Consider the following 19666-nt stretch of genomic DNA (forward strand, 5'->3'; position numbering starts at 1 on the left):
TTTTACGCCTTTCTTTATTAAGGCAATTGCCTTTTTTCGATACGAACTTCTAATCGTATCATCAACTGTCCTAAAATCTTCTTTTTCCATAGGACAAATATACAACTTTTTTATGAATATATTACCGCTAGGTTAATAGTAACTTAAAATCAATTATTATGGAAGTTTTAGACGAATATGGAAATGTTATTCCAAAAAACAATCTCGAAAGCAAACGTGTTGTAGCTGGTGTTTTAGGGATTCTTCTAGGTGCACTTGGAGTTCATAAATTTGTACTTGGCTATACCAACCAAGGTATAATTATGCTTGCAATTGCCGTATTAACCTGTGGAATTGGGGCAGGATTAACTAGCATAATTGGGCTAATTGAAGGCATCATTTACCTCACAAAAACTGATGAAGAGTTTATTAGCACCTATCAATTAAACAAAAAAGAATGGTTTTAACTTAGCTTAACATTTTAAACGTTGTTCTGCCTCATTGGCAGAAGCTTCTAGTCTTCGTTCAAGTTCTTCTTGAAATTCTTCCATAACTGGTTTTACCGTACTTTCTGGAATATCAGAAATTCTAATATACATTAAACCGTCAATTGCATTGTTAAATTTTGGATCCACATTAAAAGCAACCAAACGTGCATTTTGTTTCACATATTTCTTTATTAAGACTGGTATTCTAAGAGCCCCAGGTTCAATTTCATCAATTATTTTATCAAACTTATTCATGTCCGATTGTGTAGCATCAAATACAAAATCCTTATCCGCATCTTTTAATTTTACTTTATATTCCTTTTTAGGATGAATATATTGGGCAATATAGGGATCGTAGTAATGGGATTTCATAAACTCGATCATTAAACTTTTAGAAAAGTTTGAAAACTGATTGCTTATGCTAACGCCACCTAATAAAAATTTATATTCTGGATGGCGCAAAGTAACATGTACAATTCCTTTCCAAAGTAAAAATAACGGCATTGGTCTTTGTTGGTATTCTTTTATAATAAAAGCGCGTCCCATTTCAATGGAATTTTCCATCATAGAATGCAATTCTGGCTCAAATTTAAATAGCGATTGTACATAAAATCCTTGAATTCCATACTTTTTGTAAATAGGATTCCCTAATCCCATTCTATAAGCTCCTGCTACTTTTTTTGCCTCATCATCCCACAAAAATAAATGATGATAATAGGAGTCGTATTTGTCTAAATCTATTGATTCGTTAGTTCCTTCCCCAACTTCCCTAAAGGTAATTTCTCTAAGCCTTCCTATTTCAAACATAATGTTTGGAATACTTTTACTCATGGTAAAAAACACCTCGTAATTTTTGCTTTTTAATAATCTACCGTCATTTTTACGCAATGCTTCAACCTCTAAAATCATTCTTTCTCTATTTTTCTGACTCACAATTTTTTTAGGAGCTTTCGGTTTTTTAAGTGAAGACGCCGTCAAAGGCTTAGGTGTTTTCTCGAATGGATTTGCCAACATGTAGGTTTTTCTTCGAATAAAATCACAGAAATCAACCGAATCTAAATATTCTTCTTGAGCTTTAACTGAAATTGGTTTTCCAATTCTAACTTTAATTACACGCCCTTTTTGCGATAACAACTCTGAAGGTAATTTTGCTGTTCTTAACTTATGATTTAGTTTAGAAAGCACATAAAACAACTTGCTATTTTTGGCATGAAAATAAATTGGAATAACCGGAACTTTAGCGTTTTGAATTAATTTAATGGCACCTTCTTCCCAAGGTTTATCCACTATTAATTTTCCGTCTTTAAATGTAGAAACTTCTCCTGCTGGAAAAACTCCCAAAGGATTTCCTTCTTTTAAATGAAGTAATGTGGCCTTTATTCCAGCTAAACTAGATTGCGCTTCTTTCTTATCTTCAAATGGATTTACCGCCATCACATAAGGCTTCATAGGTTCAATTCTGTGCAATAAAAAATTTCCAATAATTTTATAATCAGGTCGTTTTTCACTCAATAATTTTAACAAAAGCACTCCATCAATTCCCCCCAAGGGATGGTTAGAAACTGTAATAAAAGCACCTTCTTTAGGAATTCTATTTAAATCACCTTCAGGGATTTCAAATTTGATTTGAAGATCGTCTAACAAGGCAGAAAAAAATTCTTGCCCTTGCAAATGTTTATGTTTATTGTAAATATTGTTTATAGCAGAAAAGCGTAATAATTTAAACAAAACATAGCCAAAAAAAGTGCCGATAAATCCATATTTATCGATGTTAATTACTTGGGCAATTTCTTTAGCAGTTACAAGGCTCATTCAATTTAAATTAAGATAATTGCAAAAATACATAATTAAATTTCAAGAATAAGATTGAATACAGCAACAACTGTTATTTTCTTACAATTTGAACCGTTCCTTGAGTAACTTGTTTCAATAAAACTTCTCCTTTACTTTCAATTTCATTTACAGCCTCTTTATTTGAATGTCGAATGGTATATAGCGATACGTTTTCAAAAAAACTTACTTCGTATTTTTGTTTTATTTCTGTTAAAAAGAGTTCAAAATTATTGAATTTGTCTTCAATACAAACAGAAAAATTAAGTGCCGAATTCTGGATTAAGTTAACCTTTAACTTATAAGTATGTAATATTTTAAAAATATCACTTAAATTATATTCAACCATAAATGAAAAATCTAGCGCCGAAATAGAAACTAATATTTGATTTTGCTTTAAAATAAAACAAGGAATTTCAGGTATTAAATGGTGCCCTTGGCTAACAGTAGTTCCTTTTCTATCTAAATTATAAAAAGACCTTACATACAACGGAATATTTTTATTTTCAAGAGGCTTTAATGTTTTTGGATGAATTACAGACGCCCCATAAAAAGCCATTTCAATAGCTTCATCATACGATATTTGCTGTAATAAAACTGGATTTTTAAAATATCTTGGATCGGCATTTAACACCCCATCTACATCTTTCCAAATGGTTAAACTTTCTGCATTTAAACAATGTGCAAAAATAGCAGCTGTATAATCTGATCCTTCTCTTCCTAAAGAAGTTGTGAAATTTTTTGAGTCAGATCCTAAAAATCCTTGTGTAATATAAAGGGTAGAAACATTTAATGCACCAATTACTTCTTTGGTAGACTCCCAGTTTACATAAGCATCTCTGTAGGTTGTGTCTGTTTTAATATAATTTCTAACATCCAACCAATTATTTTTAATTCCAATAAAATTCAGGTAATTACTAATAATTTTAGTTGAAATTAATTCTCCAAAACCGATAAGCTGATCGTAAATAAAATTATAATCTGCTGATTTGTTATTTGTAATAAAGTAATTTATTTCATTTAAATAATTTGAAACCTCGTTAATAGTAGGCTGTTTATTCGCTTCAAACAGCGTTTCAATAATTTGAAAATGATAATTTTTTACAAATTCAATATTTACCTGCAAATCTGATGTTTTATTATGATAAGAATTTATGATATTTTCAAAAGCATTTGTCATTTTTCCCATAGCAGAAACAACAATTAAAGCATTGCCATAACCCTCATGATTTAAAACAGTTACCACATTTTTTACACCTTCGGCATCCTTAACAGAAGCGCCACCAAACTTAAAAATCTTCATGTTAAATTATTAAAAAGTTTCTACATATTTTTTAATTGCACTTTCATCCATTTGGGCAGTATTCCAATCTTGTAACACAACTGCTCCGGTTTTTTTATAAAACTCAATGGCTGGTGCATTCCAATCTAAAACTACCCATTCTATCCTTCGTACCCCTTTACTAAAACCATAAGCAATCACTTTTTTGTATAATTCTTTTCCAATGTTTAGGCTTCTTTTACTTTGAGTTACAATTAAATCTTCTAAATGAATTGTTGGCCCTTTCCACGTAGAATATCTTGGGTAAAATAATGCCATTCCAACAATTTTATTATCCATTTCAGCAACATAGGTTTTAAATAACGGAGAAGCTCCAAAACCGTCTTCTTGCAAATCGCTAGCCGTAACAACAACAGCCTCTGGTTCTTTCTCAAAATGCGCTAATTCTTTAATCAAATTTAGTACTTCCGGCATATCCTCCTTTTTCCCTTCTCGTATTGTAAAACTCATAATAACAAATGGATTTAATTCAGCTAAAATAAAAAATCTTTAGTCAAAGTAATACAAATTAATGCTTTTAAAAATTATTTTCTCGATATTTGCTTTCACAAACAACCTGCTAACCCAATGAAAAATAACAACCTTACTTTAGGCGAGTTTATAATTGAAAATCAAAAACATTACAAATCTACTTCAGGGGAATTTAATCGCTTAATTAGTTCAATTAAATTAGCTGCAAAAGTGGTTAATTACAAAGTAAATAAAGCGGGATTAATTGATATTTTAGGAGCGGTAGGCGATACCAACATTCAAGGTGAAGATCAACAAAAACTGGACGTTTATGCCAATACCGTTTTTATGCAAACGCTTATAAATAGAGAAATTGCTTGTGGAATTGCCAGTGAAGAGGAAGATGATTTTGTTACCATAAAAGGAAAACATGGCACTAATGAAAATAAATACGTTATGCTTATTGATCCTTTAGATGGGTCTTCAAATATTGATGTTAATGTTTCGGTGGGAACCATTTTTTCAATTTACAGACGGATTACGCCAGTTGGAACACCTGTAGAGAAAATAGATTTTTTACAGCGAGGTAGCCAGCAAGTTGCAGCTGGTTATGTTGTTTATGGAACCTCAACTATGCTGGTTTATACATCGGGACATGGTGTTAATGGTTTTACCTTAAACCCTGCAATCGGATCTTTTTATTTATCGCATCCAAATATGAAATTCCCAGAAACAGGAACAATTTATTCCATAAACGAAGGAAATTATGTTCATTTTCCACAAGGTGTAAAAGATTATTTAAAATATTGTCAGGAAGAAAAAGAAGATAGACCCTACACTTCCAGATATATTGGTTCTTTGGTTTCTGATTTTCATAGAAATATGATAAAAGGTGGAATTTATATATACCCAACAAGCACTAAAAGTCCGATGGGAAAACTTAGGATTTTATATGAATGCAACCCAATGGCATTTTTAGCTGAACAAGCAAATGGAATGGCAAGTGATGGTTACCAAAGAATTTTAGATATTAAGCCAACAGAACTTCACCAACGCGTTCCTTTTTTCTGTGGAAGTAAAAATATGGTTATTAAAGCCGAAGAGTTTATGGCAAAATATCCTAAAGATGCTGATTATTGGATTGAAGAATAAATAGCTTTGAAAAGTTTTTAAGTTTAAAGACAAAGCGCATTTTTTTAATTAGATCTCAAGATTTTTTTAATTTTTATAACTAATTGCCAAAAAAAATAATTCCTAAACAGTTTTACAACACAGATTTCTCTAACAAAATCTGTTGCTGTAATGTTTAACTTCCTAATTTTATCCTTTCAAATTATAGAAACTATAAACTTTAACAATGAAGTTATAAATTCATTCGATTTTTAAGGTTTCTTAAAATCAAATTCGTTCATTAACTTTACAAAACGAAAAATTAATTAAAAATATATATTATGGCTTTTGAATTACCAAAATTACCGTACGCTTATGATGCTTTAGAACCAAATATTGATGCTAGAACTATGGAAATACACCATTCTAAACATCACGCTGGTTACACCAACAATTTAAATAATGCAATTGCTGGAACAGATTTAGAAGGAAAATCTATTGAAGCTATATTAGGTGGATTAGATATGAACAACGCAGCTGTTAGAAATAATGGTGGCGGTTTTTACAATCACGGCTTATATTGGGATGTAATGAATCCAGAAGGAAAAGGATACTTATCTGGGGAATTAAAAGATGCAATTATTGCTGAATTTGGTTCCGTTGATGCCTTTAAAGATGTATTTGCAAAAGCAGCAGCTACTCGTTTTGGGTCTGGTTGGGCTTGGCTTTGTGTTCATAAAGGTGGTAAAGTTGAAGTTTGTTCTACAGCAAACCAAGACAATCCGTTAATGCCTGGTATTTCTTGTGGCGGAACTCCAATATTAGGAATTGATGTTTGGGAACATGCATATTACTTAAATTACCAAAATAGAAGACCCGATTATATTAACGCATTTTTTAATGTAATTAACTGGAACGAAGTTGAAAGACGTTTTGCTGAAAGCAAATAAATAATCACTACTAACTAAGATTACTAAAACTCGCTTATGGCGAGTTTTTTTTTGATTTAAATTACTCCATTTATATTAAAATTAATATCTTTCAAGAAAACAAAACCAATGAAAAAATACAGCTCAATTCTACTTCTTTTCACCATAGTCACAGGGTTTGCACAAAAAGAATCAAACGCACAACAATTTTGGAATAATCTAAAAAGCTATTGTGGCCAAAGTTATGAAGGAACTGTTTTAGAGGCTCCAGAAAATGACAGTTTTAGAGGACAAAAATTAGTAATGCATGTAAGATCTTGTTCGGAAAATGAAATTAAGATTCCTTTTTTTGTGGGTGAAGACAAATCGAGAACATGGGTTTTAAAATTAAAAGACAACGCAATTCAATTAAAACATGACCACAGGCATAAAGATGGAACTCCAGATGAGGTAACCATGTATGGAGGAACTTCATCCAATGCCGGATTTTCAACAATTCAGTTTTTCCCAGCCGATGTAGAAACCGCCGAATTAATAGAATACGCCTCAACAAATTTGTGGTGGATTACATTAAACGAAACTACCTTTACCTACAATTTAAGAAGAATTGGAACCAATCGGTTTTTTTCAATTTCATTCGATTTAACAAAACCAATTGAAAGCCCAGAGGCACCGTGGGGTTGGAAAAATTAGTTAATCAAATTTTAAAGGGCCTATATAATTAATTTCTAATAAAATTTAGATCTTTTAATTTTAATATATAATGAAGATTTTTACTTAATAAATTTCAGAATAAGCACAAAGTTGTTAAGCAGCTTTCTTAGATTTTCTATAAAGGAAAGAATTGTATAATTTTCTTTTGGCAAAATTAGATCGCTGACCGCTATTCACGAATTTGTTAAAAAGATTCTGGTTCACACCAAAATATTCGTAAGTGGTTCCGCATGCGAACGTAATTTCTAAAAGCATACTTTTATGATGGAAGTTTTCAATTTTTGATTCAGAAGTTATGCTCTTGTATTCTTCCAAATTAGATTCTTTAGTTTCAGGAGCTATACTTACTAGAAAATGGTAACCATCAATAATTTTTGTACTTATGATTCCTGCCTCATTCTTTTTTTTCTCATCCTGAAATTTATCAGGGTGAAACTCCTTTACCAAAGCTCTGTAAGTTGTTTTTAATTCTTTTAAATTAATCTCACCTTCTATCTTAAATATTTTTTTGTATTCATTTATACGCTTCATATGCCGTGTTTTCAAATTTGGTGGCAAAAGTATTCATAATATTTGAATTAAACCATTCTTTATTAAAATTGAATACAATTAACTGTAATTCTGCATTTTAAATAAAAAAACCTATAAAAAAATTTCACACTTTATTGTTTAAAAAGTATTTATATTCCCATAAAATTAGTTGATTATTTTTCTAGTTTAGCTCGTTCTTTTAAGTACTTTAGCACCTTAAAATTTATCCTTAGTTAAGTATGTTAACATCTCATTTAGGTGAATTATTTGCTTTATTAACTGCCGTTTTTTGGACTGCTACAAGTTTGTCATTTCAACAGGCAACAAGAAGAGCAGGATCATTATCTGTAAATGTATTACGATTACTTGTTGCTTTTTTTATCTACTGCATCATTTCCTATTTTTCAAGAGGTCTTTTTTTACCGTTTGACGCTTCCATTCATCAATGGATTTGGATGTCAATTTCAGGGCTGGTTGGATTTGTTTTTGGTGATTATTTTTTATTAAAATCGTATGAGTTAATAAGTGCAAGAATTTCCATGTTAATCATGTCATTAAGCGCTCCTCTTGCTGCATTTATCGGTTGGATTTTATTAGGAGAATCAATGAATTTAATTTCTATTTTGGCAATGATCATTACCATCTTTGGTATTACCATAGTTATTACCGAAAAGAAGAAATTAGATGATGAAAAATTAGGTTTAAAAAGTAAAAAAATTCAATTTTCATTTTCCCCAAAAGGAATGTTGTTTGCTGCTTTTGGATCAATGGGTCAAGCACTTGGGCTGGTTTTAAGTAAATATGGAATGCAAGATTATAATGTTCTGGCTGCTACTCAAATTAGAATAATTGCAGGATCTATTGGTTTTGTAATTCTAATTTCCTTAATTAAAAGGTGGCCAAAGGTTAAAGAAACGGCAAAAGATTCTATTTCTATGCGATTTATTTTAATTGGCTCTGTTTTTGGCCCCTTTTTAGGAGTTTACATGTCATTGTTGGCCGTAAAACACACAACTGTTGGCATTGCTTCAACAATTATGGCTATAATACCTGTTTTAATTATACCACCAGCCATTTTACTTTACAAAGAAAAAGTAACAGTCAAGGAGGTTGTTGGCGCATTTATTGCCTTAGGCGGAATAATATTATTTTTTATTTAGCTTACTCAAATTTTAAAGGACCTATATAATTCATTTGTCTTAACACCCAATTTTTCCTATTTTCTACATAACCCGAAGAGTTTACAGCTTTGTATTTTCTTGGATTAGGTAAAATGGCTGCAATAGAAGCTGCTTCATATTTAGTTAGTTTAGTGGCTGGTTTTCTAAACCAATGTTGAGCAGCTGCTTCAGCACCAAAAACGCCATTACCCATTTCAATACTATTTAAATACACTTCTAAAATACGTTCTTTACTCCAAAAAACTTCAATTAAAAATGTAAAATAGGCTTCAAAACCTTTTCTAATATAACTGCGTTGAGGCCATAAAAAAACATTTTTTGCAGTTTGTTGGCTAATGGTGCTTCCTCCTTTAATACGTTTTCCTTTTTTGTTTTTTTCAAAAGCTTTACTTATTGATTGAAAATCGAATCCAAAATGATCTAAAAATTTTTGATCTTCACTTGTAATAACTGCTTTCCAAAGATGTGGAGAAATTTTTTTTAAAGATACCCATTGATGCGAAAATGTAGCTTTTTCCCCATCAGCCCAAAATTCTACATTTCTAATAATCATTAATGGAGTAAAAGGTATTGGAACCCAACGAAAAAAAATAACAGCTAAAATAGAAATTATTACAAAAGCAATAATTGCCTTAATCAACCATTTTTTAAGTTTATGGAAAAATTTCTTCATTATTTATTACCTTGCTAATTAAATACTTATAGATGGGTACTTACATTTTACAAATGTATTATTTTTTTTACATTTAATTATTAGGTTACTCTTAGTGTTTAGCTTAAATTCGACCCTCTTTTCAAAAAAAAGTAATAACTTTATAAAAGGTATTTACTAATTTTATAGAAGTGTTTAATTAACCACAACTACAATAGAATGAATTTATTAACCCGCCTAAAACAGTATTTAATTTTAAATTTTAATTTTAAAAATTACACTAAAAAAAATTGGTTTAATTTTATTAAAAAAGGAAGCTTAGTTTTTATTGGGTTGTTTATATTTTTTATAATTACACTTTATTTTGGGATTTTTGGTAGAGTTCCTACTAACAAAGAAGTAAAGCTTTTTAGAAATATGGAAGCTTCAGAAGTATATTCTGCCGATAATGTTTTACTTTATAGATTTGACAAAGAAAATAGAGTAAATATTCCTTTCGATTCTATTCCAAAACATTTGGTTGAAGCGCTCGTTGCTACCGAAGATTCTCGTTTTTACGAACATTCTGGGGTAGATTTAAAAAGTTTATTTAGAGTTGCTATAAAAACCATTATACTTCAAGATAAAAGTTCTGGCGGTGGAAGTACCATTACACAACAATTGGTAAAAAATTATTTTCCTCGAAATTCATATTGGTTTTTTTCTACCCCAATCAATAAATTTGAAGAAATGATTGCTGCATATAAATTAGAAAGTCATTTTACAAAAGATCAAATTATTGAGTTTTACTTTAATACTGTCCCTTTTGGTGATACGGCATTTGGTATTGAAAGCGCATCACAGCGTTTTTTTAGCACTTCAACTTCTAAATTATCTATTGAACAAAGTGCTATTTTAGTTGGAATGCTGAAAGCAACATATACTTATAACCCATTAAAATTTCCTGAAGAAGCCGAAAATAGAAGAAATTTAGTTTTAAATTTAATGAGCGAAAATAAATTTATTTCTACTAAATTTAAAGATTCTATAATAGCAATACCTTTACTTACAAAAGAAAAGAGGCTTAGTCGTCATCAAGGAAAAGCTAAATATTTTACGGAGTACGTTCGTCAAGTAATGAAAGATTGGTTAGAAATTAATCGAAAACCTAGTGGAAAGAAATACGATTTATATAAAGATGGACTTAAAATTTATACTTCTTTAAATTTTGAAATGCAGAAATATGCCGAAAAGGCTGTTGCAAAGCGACTGAAAATTTTACAATATGAATTTGAAAATCAGTGGAGGGGTGAAGATCCTTGGCAAGATGTACCAATTGTTTTGACAAATGCGATCAAAAACTCGAAGAGATATAAATCTTTAAAAAATGCAGGTTTTTCTGAATCTAGAATTCAAGACAGTTTAAACAAACCTGTAAAAATGAAATTGTTTTCTCATGATGGAGATGTTCGAGTTACCATGTCTCCGTTAGATTCTATTAAAAATTCGTTGCGATTATTGCACGCCAGCTTTATTGCTATGGAACCTCAGACTGGGCAAATTAAAGCCTATGTTGGTGGTATCGATGAGAATTATTTTCAATATGACCATGTAACAACTAAAAGACAAGTAGGTAGTTCTTTTAAACCTTTTGTGTTTGCAACAGCCATTGAAAATGGAATTTCCCCTTGTGATATGTACCCAAATATACTGATAAAATATCCTCAATATGAAGACTGGGAACCTAAAAATTCCGATTATATTTATGGTGGTGAGTTTAGTGTTTGGGGTGCTTTAGCTGCTTCAATAAATACAGTAACTGTTCAATTGATGGATAAGGTTGGCTTACCTAAAATAATTAATTTATCTAAAAGTATGGGTATTGAAACTGAATTGCCAGCAGTTGCTTCATTGGCATTAGGAACTGCAGAACTCTCACTATTAGAAATGGTTAGAGCCTATACTACATTCCCAAATTATGGAAAACCTTCTTATGAAGTCGCAATCACTAAAATAATAGATAGAGAAGGAAATTCTTTAAACGTTTTACCAGTAAAAGAGACTAAAAAAGTGTATTCTGAAAAAACAGCTCAGGTAATGGTAGAAATGTTAAAACGAGTAGTGGTAAATGGAATTTCGGCAGGTTTAAGATATGATTTTCAATTATTTAACGATATTGGAGGAAAAACTGGAACTTCACAATCTCAAGCCGATGGTTGGTTTATTGGATTTACTTCAAATCTAGTTACTGGCGCGTGGGTTGGCGCAGAAAATCCAGCAATTCATTTTAAAACAATGGCATCTGGTCAGGCTTCACATACGGCACTTCCAATTAATGGGGAATTTTTAAGAATGTTGAACAAAGATCCTTCATTTCAGTATTATTTAAAAGAAGATTTTAGAAAACTCCCAAAAGATATTTCAGCATTGTTTAATTGTAACTCACGTAAAAATGTACCTAGTCCTCCAAAAGATACCATTGCGGACATAGTGATAGATACGATTGCCATTGAAAATATTGTTATTGATAGCCTACAAGTTAATCAGTAAATTATTGGTGTTTTTTAATTAATGACTAATAGTTTATTTATAAAACTAATAAGCCGTTAGCTCTTAATATACCAATTGGTTTTGAATACCAAAACAACTCAAAATCATTAAATTGGTTTTCAAATGCTATTTTTAAATTTGCAAAACTGATAGCTTCTTTTGAAGCTATTAATTGTTCTAAAATTAATAAAAACCATGTTCCCTTTTCTTCTTCAAAAGAAATTTCAAAATCGTCATTATTGGTTTGAAAAAAAAGTTGAATGTAATTTGTGACCTTCCCTTTTTTAGTTTTTGAATAAGGTGTAATTAAAGGAAAGCCCCCTAGCCAATAAATTTTTGCTGTAGGTTTTATGCCAAAATAATTTTCTAATTGCAAACACGTTTCAATATAATTAGTTGCAATTGTGGTTTTTGGTAATTTGAAATCAAACCATTCTTGTAATGGTAAATCAAATCCAATACCATGCATAAAATTAAAAATAGATTTCTTAAGTCCATAGCTAAACTTATCATGATTGATACCTGTTTTATCTTTAAACTGAATGTCATTATTAGCAAAGGAAATCTCCTTATAATCAGGTAAAACTCCATATTCAGATGGATTTAATCCGATTGGACTATGTGCCGTAAGTGCAAACTGATGCCAAAATCCAGATTGTATTGTTCCAAGTTCAAACAACTGCCTTACCATCTCCAAACTATCAACGGTTTCTTGAACTGTTTGTGTTGGAAAACCATACATTAAATAGGCGTGCACCATAACGCCAGCATTGGTAAAATTGTTGGTAACCTGAGCAACTTGTGCAACCGTTACGCCTTTATCTATTAATGCTAATAACCTATCTGACGCAACTTCCAAACCACCAGAAACAGCGATACAACCAGAAGCTTTTAACAACAAACAAAGATCTTTTGTAAAACTCTTTTCAAACCGAATATTAGCCCACCAAGTAACTGTTAAATCTCTTTTTACAATTTCAAGGGCAACTTCTTTCATCAGTGCTGGAGGCGCAGCCTCATCTACAAAATGAAAACCATTTTCTCCAGTAGCCAATATCATTTCCTCTATTCTATCTACCAATAATTTTGCAGCTATAGGTTCATAAATTTTAATATAATCGAGTGAAATATCGCAAAACGTGCATTTCCCCCAATAGCAACCATGAGCCATCGTAAGTTTATTCCAACGGCCGTCACTCCATAAACTATGCATTGGGTTTGCAATTTCTATGACCGAAATATAATTGTTAAGTGGCAAATCAGAATAGTTTGGCGTGCCTAAATCACTTTGCTTATAATCGTTTTTGGGTGATAAATTATTGTAAATCACTTTCCCCTTTTTCCTTAAAAAAGTTCTTTTAAAAAGATTAAAATCTGGATTTTCTGTTGAAGGATTCATAACATTTGAATAGAGTAATTCTATCGGTAATTCTCCATCATCTAACGTAATATAATCGAAGAATTCAAAAACCCTGACATCAGAAACACTTCGCAATTCTGTATTTGGGAATCCACCTCCCATACCAATTTTAATTTCAGGATATTTATTTTTAATAAACTGTGCGCATTTAAAAGCGCTATACAAATTACCAGGAAAAGGAATCGAAATACATACTAATTTAGGTTGAATTTCTTGAATTCTGTTTTCTAAAATTTGTATGGTAATAGCATCTATATAAGAAGATTCTTGTTGTAAGTGAACGTATAATTCATCAAAATTATTGGCGCTTTTACCTAACTGTTCTGCATATCTACTAAATCCAAAATTTTCATCGACACATTCAACAATAAAATCTGATAAATCTTCCAAAAATAAAGTTGCCAAATGTTTTGCTTTATCTTGAATTCCCATTGATCCAAAAGCCCAATCTATATCATCTAATTGATCAAATCTAGATGCTTTTGGAAGAAAATTTTCAGAGCAAATTTGCCTTGCAAATGTTTGATTTTTTCCTTGTAGGAAAAAAATAACAGCATCAATATTTTTTATATACTCATTCCTTAGTGAATATATTCTTTGAATATTAGGCTTGGTTAATTTATTATTTTGAAAAGCAAGATCAAATAGTTTTTGTAGTTTTTGTTTGTTAAAAAGTGCTAAAACAACTTCAATACCCAAATCCATTTGAAAAGAAGGTATCCCTTTTGTATTCAAAAATCCTTTTAAATAAACCGTAGCTGGATATGGTGTATTTAATTGTGTAAAAGGGGGCGTTATAAGAAGAATGTCTTTCAAAATTTTAACAAAAAAAAATAATTTTACTTAAATACTATTCTAAACTATCTTTACAAAGATATAGTAAAATAGGCTGTATTGTTTTTTACTATTTTTGTAAAAAATTGTAACTTAGAATTCACTTTTAAAAGTGTACTTTCATAAAATATTTTATGAATATTGTTGTTTATTTAAAATCAATGATTTCCTCAAATAAATAATTCCTAGAAACTGATCTTAGAAATATATGAAGATTAATTTAAAATATATAAGTAACTCAAAAAAAGGGCTAAATAGAGAAAAAAATCAAGACCGAATATTAATAATTGAAAATGAAAATTATTATTTATTTATTGTATTTGATGGTGTTAGTTCAAGACCTTTTAGTTATTTATTTATTAATGAATTTAAAAGACTTTTTAAAGCTAAGATTAAACAAATTCAAGTTTCAGAGACTAATTTATCACAACTATTATATGAAACACATAATGATGTTTTAAACTGTGGAATTAATGGGATGAGTACAATATCAGTTTTGTTTTTTAATAAGTTGAAGAAAAATGTTAACTTTATAAATATTGGTGATTCAAGAATATATATATTTACAAACCAATTTCTTGAAAAGATTACAAATGATGACTCATTGATTGGAAAAAAGAATATTATAACAAAATGTTTAGGTTTAGAATCATTAATTCTTGATGATTTTAAAATGAATAACATAGATTTTGGTTATAATTTTTTGATGTGTACAGATGGTTTTTATGGACTAATGGAAAATAGCCTAAAAGAATATTTTGATACTTTTAATTTTAAAAACTATCGAAATATTAAAAAAAGAATAGCAATTCTTCAAAGAAGAAAAAATAAAGATGATTCATCTTATATTATTGTAAAAAATGAAATTTCAAACTGAAACTGAGCTTGTTAATATTTTAATCGAGACTTTAAAAGGTAGCTTCAGACAAGACTATGTTGAAATTTTTGAGGAAGTTTCTCTTGGTTATGGAATTGCAGATTTAGTTTTAAGCAGTTTGATTAAGCCTAGAATAAAACTGAAGTCTTCAAAAATTGTTTTAAACAATAGTGATATTAATATATACAATTTGATAAAAAAAACAGAAAATATATCATTTGATACAATACTAAATACAACAAAAAGATCAAAAAAAGATCTTTCAAAATCAATAGAAAAATTAGTTGCCAATAAATATGTAAAGATTAAAGGAGTTAATCTTGTTATTGATAGAGATTATGAGCTTTCGTTTAATGAAAATTTCGCCATTGAAGCCAAGTTGAAAGATTGGAAAAGGGCATTAAAACAGGCCTATAGATATAAATGGTTTGCTGAATATTCTTATGTTGTAATGGATGCATACTACTCAAGTTCCGCAATTAAAAATATTGATACTTTTGAAAAGTATAATGTTGGTTTAGCAACAATTACAACTGATGGGGATCTTAAAATGTATTTCAACCCTAAAAGACAACAACCATTTGACCCAAAAATGCAAATTCTTTTTTCAGAAAAAATTAAAAATAATTATGAATTTGCTAGATAAGTCTTCCAAATATTTAAGTGGTAATTACTACTTTCATTATTAAGATAAACTCTATTTTCTTCTAAATAATTATAGTTTTTAATTGCTTTATCAATTAAATCTAACACATATTCTTTTCTAAACTCAAGATCTGAAATACTTGCTACTCTTTGAAGAATTTTTGAAATTGTAAATAAATAATTTTTGTTTACATCTGGTTTATGAATGTTCCAAGGATATCCATCTTTCAAAATAATATCTGAAAAAATATTTTTCTCATTTTTTATTATATTAATATTCCCAGTATCATTTAACATAGTTACATCGTCAGCTCTTACCATATTTAAAAGCTTTTCAGAAAAATAATAACCTTTTGAACCACCACCTGAAATATCTTCTGTAAAACGTTTAATATCGAAATTTCTCAAATTCTCATATGTTCCTATGGTTATATAATCTATATCGGTTTGTGCAAGATAAATAATAGCATCCCAATTTGCATAGGCATAAATAGTTTCAAATTCTTGTTGCTTTAAAGTTTTGAATACTCTTGTTAAATTTTTAAATATTTTAATATCTGTAGTTAGTTTTTTTCGAGTTTCTGGTTTATTCTCACAAGCGATAAAGTATCCATCAAAGCAAATATCCATTTCTGTGCAAACAAATAGTATTTCTTCAATTTTATCTTTATCGATAATTATATGATTTGCCAGTGGGAGAGTCATAAAAAATTTATGATTTTTATTATCTAATTTGGAAATATATTTGTTTAATGTTTTTATAGCATAAATAATATCGTTAACCTCGTCATTCTCATAAAAAAGAGGAATAATAATGTTTTTAAAGTTTTTTTCAATCTGAAATTCAATTGCTTGTTGTGCGCATTTTTCGAAATAAACATTTGTGTTTTCTTTAGTATTTATATTACTTGTATGAAAGGAAAATTCAGTTAATTTACCTGTTTGAATATCCGTGTTTTTTCCATAAAATTGTAAATCAATCATTGAAACATCAAGTACTTTTTTTAATAAGGGTTTTGAATCATAATTAATTCCATGTGAAAACGCAATTATTAAAAAATAATCTCCAATATTTTGCCCTAGATAAGAATCCACATTCCAATTCGAGTTGTGTCCTAATACATGAGTAACTTTCATAATTCTATAAGTTTTAAAAATAATTCAATTTTTCTTGGTCTTTCAGAAGGGTTTTTTTTAAATACATTATTACAAAAGGTGTCAATATATTCATTTCCTGAATTTACAATGAGTTTGTCATCTTGGAAGGCCTTATAAATTTCACCTCTATTATTGCCGAATGGTAATGAGTTTGTGTATAGATAATAAGCAATTATTCCTAAGCAAAAGAAATCTGTTCTGTATGATATAAGGTTTTTTTGACCAGAATATTGTTCAGGACTTGCAAATGGCCAAGTGTATGGTTGTACTCCAGTTGCCGTAATACTTTCGTCATCTAGTGCCCTTGCTATACCAAAATCCAATACAACTGGTTCACCATTATTCCTTATCCTTATATTTTGTGGCTTTAAATCTCTGTGTACATATTTAGCATTCCAAACGGGTATTAAAATAGTTGCGGTAGCATAAATTAACTGGCTAATTTTTTGTTCGTTACCTTTATAATCTTTAATTAATTCAGATAGATCATTACCTTCAATATATTCTTCTATAATTATTGTGTTTTTTTCAAATGGTTCAATTCCAATAATATTTGGAATACCTTTGTTATCATCAAATTGTTTGCAAATTTTAACCTCTCTTTCAAATCTATCATCAGCAAAATTGATTATTTTTAAAGCATATTTTTTATTGTCAATATTAACAATAAAAACTGTTTTTTGACCACCAGGATTAGCTTGTTTGTATTCACTAATATTAAAATGTTTCAGTAATTCTTTGGTTAATTCAATTGAAGCCATATTTTCTTTTTCTAATTTTTGTTATGAAATTACCACTAGCATATGATAACCTTCATATAAATTCAATTATTTCTAATAATTTTTATAAGTAAACACAATTTTTGAAAACTAAAGATACTCAAATCTACCATAATTAGAAGGTTGCTAATATGATATTTATTAACAAAGAAAACCATTGGATTGTATGAAAATACAACCAAGCAAAAGATATAATTATAGTAGTTTTCTGGCTTATATAGCCTTCAATACCTATGGAGTTCCCAACTTATCAGTAACTATAATGTAGTACAAATTCATTTTATTCAGAGCTAATACGCTCTTTCGTCACTTCCTTCATAAAAATTGATGAAGGCATCGTTTACAACACGATTACCACCAGGAGTTGGATAATTACCTGTAAAATACCAATCTCCTAGATGATTTGGAATTGCTTTATGTAAATTTTCTACAGATTGAAAAATTATTTCAACTTCAGCCTTAATGTCTTCGGTTTTTAACATTTGAGCTATTTTATCAGAAATTTGCTCATCGGAAAATTGGTTGTAAATTGCCTTAACCTCATTTTTTAGTTCTATATCTTCCAAATGTTTTTGGCTTAGGCAATTTTTGTAAACTTCATCGACAATATGATTTTGATTTGATTCTGTTAACAATTCTAAAGCTGCTCTAAAGGCAATAAAATTACCAATTTTGGCCATATCTATACCGTAACAATCTGGATAACGAATTTGAGGAGCAGATGAAACAATGATAATTTTTTTAGGTTTTAATCGATCTAAAATTTTAATAATACTTTTCTTTAACGTTGTTCCACGAACAATACTATCGTCAATTACCACCAAATTATCATTTGGTTTTACAATGCCGTAAGTAACATCATAAAGGTGTGCAACTAAATCGTCTCTGCTTCCGTCATCAGCAATGAACGTTCTCAGTTTTGCATCTTTTATTGCCAATTTTTCAACACGAGGTCTTTCTGATAAAATTTCTTTTACTTTTTCAACAGATAAGCTGCGTTTACCTTTTAAAATAATTTCTGCTTTTTGGTGGTTTAAAAAATCTTCTGCAGCTTCTCGCATTCCATAGAATGAAGTTTCAGCTGTATTTGGAATAAATGAAAAAACAGTATTCTTAATATCATTATTTATTTTCTCTAAAATTTGTGGAAACACCAATTTCCCTAAATTCTTTCGTTCTATATAAATATCGGCATCACTCCCTCTTGAAAAATAAATACGCTCAAATGAACATGATTTTTTTGGTAATTGATCTTTAATTTTATCCATAGAAATTTTCCCATTCCGTTTTATAATTAACGCATGTCCTCTTTCAATTTCCTGAACATCTTCTATTGCAACATTAAAAACGGTTTGTATCACAGGGCGTTCAGAAGCTACAACAACCACCTCGTCATCAATATAATAAAATGCAGGTCTAATTCCGGCAGGATCTCGCAGCACAAACGCATCTCCATGTCCTAACAAACCAGCCATTGCATACCCTCCATCCCAGTTTTTTGCCGATCTTTTAAGTATCTTTTTAAGATCTATCTGATCTTCAATTATAGGGGAAGCTCCTTTTTTACCAACACCTTTTTCTTCTTTAATGTTATTGTATAATTCGGTAACTTCTTTATCAATAAAATGACCGATTTTTTCCATTACAGTCACTGTATCAGTCATTTCTTTTGGATGCTGTCCAATTTCAACCAAATCATTAAACAGGCGTTTTGAGTTGGTCATATTAAAATTTCCAGCTACTAATAAACTTTTATGCATCCAGTTACTTTGACGTAAAAATGGATGAACACTTTCTATACTATTTTTTCCAAAGGTTCCGTAACGTACATGGCCTAAAAACAAATTTCCTAAATAAGGTGCATGATTATTTTGCCATTGCACATCATCAATTTTGTCGGGAAAATCTTTATTTAATTGATTTAATCGCTCGTTAATTTGAGCAAAAATATCATGTATTGGCTGATCGTCAGTAGAGCGAACACGACTTATATAACGAGTTCCTGGAGCAACATCGAACTTTATGCTCGCTAATCCTGCCCCATCTTGTCCTCTATTATGTTGTTTTTCCATTAACAAATACATTTTATTTAGGCCATAAAAAGCCGTGCCGTATTTGTCTTTATAAAATTGTAAAGGTTTTAACAACCGCACCAAGGCAATTCCACATTCGTGTTTTAGAGCATCACTCATTGTATATATTTTTGTAGAGAATGAAT

The 19666-nt window shown here is 29.8% G+C and carries 17 protein-coding genes; 8 read left to right on the top strand and 9 right to left on the bottom strand.

Annotated elements, in window-relative coordinates; genetic code table 11:
• Positions 1-158 precede the first annotated feature (158 nt).
• A complete protein-coding gene (locus Q8S45_RS03370) occupies positions 159-446 on the top strand; it encodes a TM2 domain-containing protein (RefSeq protein ID WP_305601236.1) in 288 nt (95 codons plus the stop codon).
• A 6-nt stretch (positions 447-452) separates the two neighbouring features.
• Here Q8S45_RS03370 and Q8S45_RS03375 read toward each other — a convergent pair whose 3' ends face one another.
• The 3 genes from Q8S45_RS03375 to Q8S45_RS03385 all read right to left on the bottom strand — a co-directional run bounded on the left by Q8S45_RS03375 (position 453) and on the right by Q8S45_RS03385 (position 4089).
• The gene (locus Q8S45_RS03375) at positions 453-2279 is read right to left on the bottom strand and encodes a lysophospholipid acyltransferase family protein (protein WP_305601238.1); all 1827 of its coding nucleotides are present in this window, start codon (positions 2277-2279) and stop codon (positions 453-455) included.
• A gap of 73 nt (positions 2280-2352) precedes the next feature.
• Positions 2353-3600, bottom strand: a complete 1248-nt coding sequence (locus tag Q8S45_RS03380; RefSeq protein WP_305601240.1) for an aspartate kinase — start codon at positions 3598-3600, stop codon at positions 2353-2355.
• Between the two features lie 9 nt (positions 3601-3609).
• Positions 3610-4089, bottom strand: a complete 480-nt coding sequence (locus Q8S45_RS03385) for a GNAT family N-acetyltransferase (protein WP_305601242.1) — start codon at positions 4087-4089, stop codon at positions 3610-3612.
• Between the two features lie 117 nt (positions 4090-4206).
• Here Q8S45_RS03385 and fbp point away from each other — a divergent pair, with 117 nt between their 5' ends.
• From fbp to Q8S45_RS03400, 3 genes are all read left to right on the top strand, one after another.
• Positions 4207-5241 carry a class 1 fructose-bisphosphatase gene (fbp, locus tag Q8S45_RS03390; protein WP_305601244.1) on the top strand — a complete coding sequence of 345 codons (1035 nt, stop codon included), beginning with the start codon at positions 4207-4209 and terminating at the stop codon, positions 5239-5241.
• 299 nt (positions 5242-5540) lie between these two features.
• Entirely contained in the window at positions 5541-6149 is a 609-nt protein-coding gene (locus Q8S45_RS03395; RefSeq protein WP_305601246.1) for a superoxide dismutase, read from the top strand.
• A gap of 108 nt (positions 6150-6257) precedes the next feature.
• Complete coding sequence (locus Q8S45_RS03400; RefSeq protein ID WP_305601248.1) at positions 6258-6821, top strand: hypothetical protein; 564 nt, start codon at positions 6258-6260, stop codon at positions 6819-6821.
• Positions 6822-6935: 114 nt separating this feature from the next.
• Here Q8S45_RS03400 and Q8S45_RS03405 read toward each other — a convergent pair whose 3' ends face one another.
• Positions 6936-7373 carry a KTSC domain-containing protein gene (locus tag Q8S45_RS03405; protein ID WP_305601249.1) on the bottom strand — a complete coding sequence of 146 codons (438 nt, stop codon included), beginning with the start codon at positions 7371-7373 and terminating at the stop codon, positions 6936-6938.
• A gap of 239 nt (positions 7374-7612) precedes the next feature.
• Here Q8S45_RS03405 and Q8S45_RS03410 point away from each other — a divergent pair, with 239 nt between their 5' ends.
• Complete coding sequence (locus Q8S45_RS03410) at positions 7613-8533, top strand: DMT family transporter (protein WP_305601251.1); 921 nt, start codon at positions 7613-7615, stop codon at positions 8531-8533.
• A gap of 1 nt (position 8534) precedes the next feature.
• Here the strand turns inward: Q8S45_RS03410 and mtgA are convergent, their stop codons facing one another.
• Positions 8535-9227 carry a monofunctional biosynthetic peptidoglycan transglycosylase gene (gene mtgA / locus Q8S45_RS03415; protein ID WP_305601253.1) on the bottom strand — a complete coding sequence of 231 codons (693 nt, stop codon included), beginning with the start codon at positions 9225-9227 and terminating at the stop codon, positions 8535-8537.
• A gap of 198 nt (positions 9228-9425) precedes the next feature.
• On the opposite strand from mtgA, the gene Q8S45_RS03420 reads away from it, so the two are divergent.
• A complete protein-coding gene (locus Q8S45_RS03420; RefSeq protein WP_305601255.1) occupies positions 9426-11735 on the top strand; it encodes a transglycosylase domain-containing protein in 2310 nt (769 codons plus the stop codon).
• 37 nt (positions 11736-11772) lie between these two features.
• On the opposite strand, the gene Q8S45_RS03425 is transcribed toward Q8S45_RS03420, so the two are convergent.
• Entirely contained in the window at positions 11773-13971 is a 2199-nt protein-coding gene (locus Q8S45_RS03425) for a radical SAM protein (protein ID WP_305601257.1), read from the bottom strand.
• A gap of 226 nt (positions 13972-14197) precedes the next feature.
• Here Q8S45_RS03425 and Q8S45_RS03430 point away from each other — a divergent pair, with 226 nt between their 5' ends.
• Complete coding sequence (locus tag Q8S45_RS03430) at positions 14198-14866, top strand: PP2C family serine/threonine-protein phosphatase (protein ID WP_305601259.1); 669 nt, start codon at positions 14198-14200, stop codon at positions 14864-14866.
• Positions 14850-15512 carry a hypothetical protein gene (locus tag Q8S45_RS03435; protein WP_305601261.1) on the top strand — a complete coding sequence of 221 codons (663 nt, stop codon included), beginning with the start codon at positions 14850-14852 and terminating at the stop codon, positions 15510-15512. Before Q8S45_RS03430 ends, Q8S45_RS03435 begins: the two co-directional genes overlap by 17 nt.
• Here the strand turns inward: Q8S45_RS03435 and Q8S45_RS03440 are convergent.
• The 3 genes from Q8S45_RS03440 to Q8S45_RS03450 all read right to left on the bottom strand — a co-directional run bounded on the left by Q8S45_RS03440 (position 15494) and on the right by Q8S45_RS03450 (position 19640).
• The gene (locus Q8S45_RS03440) at positions 15494-16648 is read right to left on the bottom strand and encodes a hypothetical protein (protein ID WP_305601263.1); all 1155 of its coding nucleotides are present in this window, start codon (positions 16646-16648) and stop codon (positions 15494-15496) included. The genes Q8S45_RS03435 and Q8S45_RS03440 overlap by 19 nt on opposite strands.
• On the bottom strand, positions 16645-17430 hold the full coding sequence (locus tag Q8S45_RS03445) for a serine/threonine-protein kinase (protein WP_305601265.1): 786 nt from the start codon (positions 17428-17430) through the stop codon (positions 16645-16647). The genes Q8S45_RS03440 and Q8S45_RS03445 overlap by 4 nt, the downstream gene beginning before the upstream one ends.
• A gap of 308 nt (positions 17431-17738) precedes the next feature.
• Positions 17739-19640 carry an amidophosphoribosyltransferase gene (locus Q8S45_RS03450; protein ID WP_305601266.1) on the bottom strand — a complete coding sequence of 634 codons (1902 nt, stop codon included), beginning with the start codon at positions 19638-19640 and terminating at the stop codon, positions 17739-17741.
• Positions 19641-19666: the final 26 nt, after the last annotated feature.

It is taken from the genome of Lutibacter sp. (assembly GCF_030692605.1).
In the GTDB taxonomy this organism is placed as follows: domain Bacteria; phylum Bacteroidota; class Bacteroidia; order Flavobacteriales; family Flavobacteriaceae; genus Lutibacter.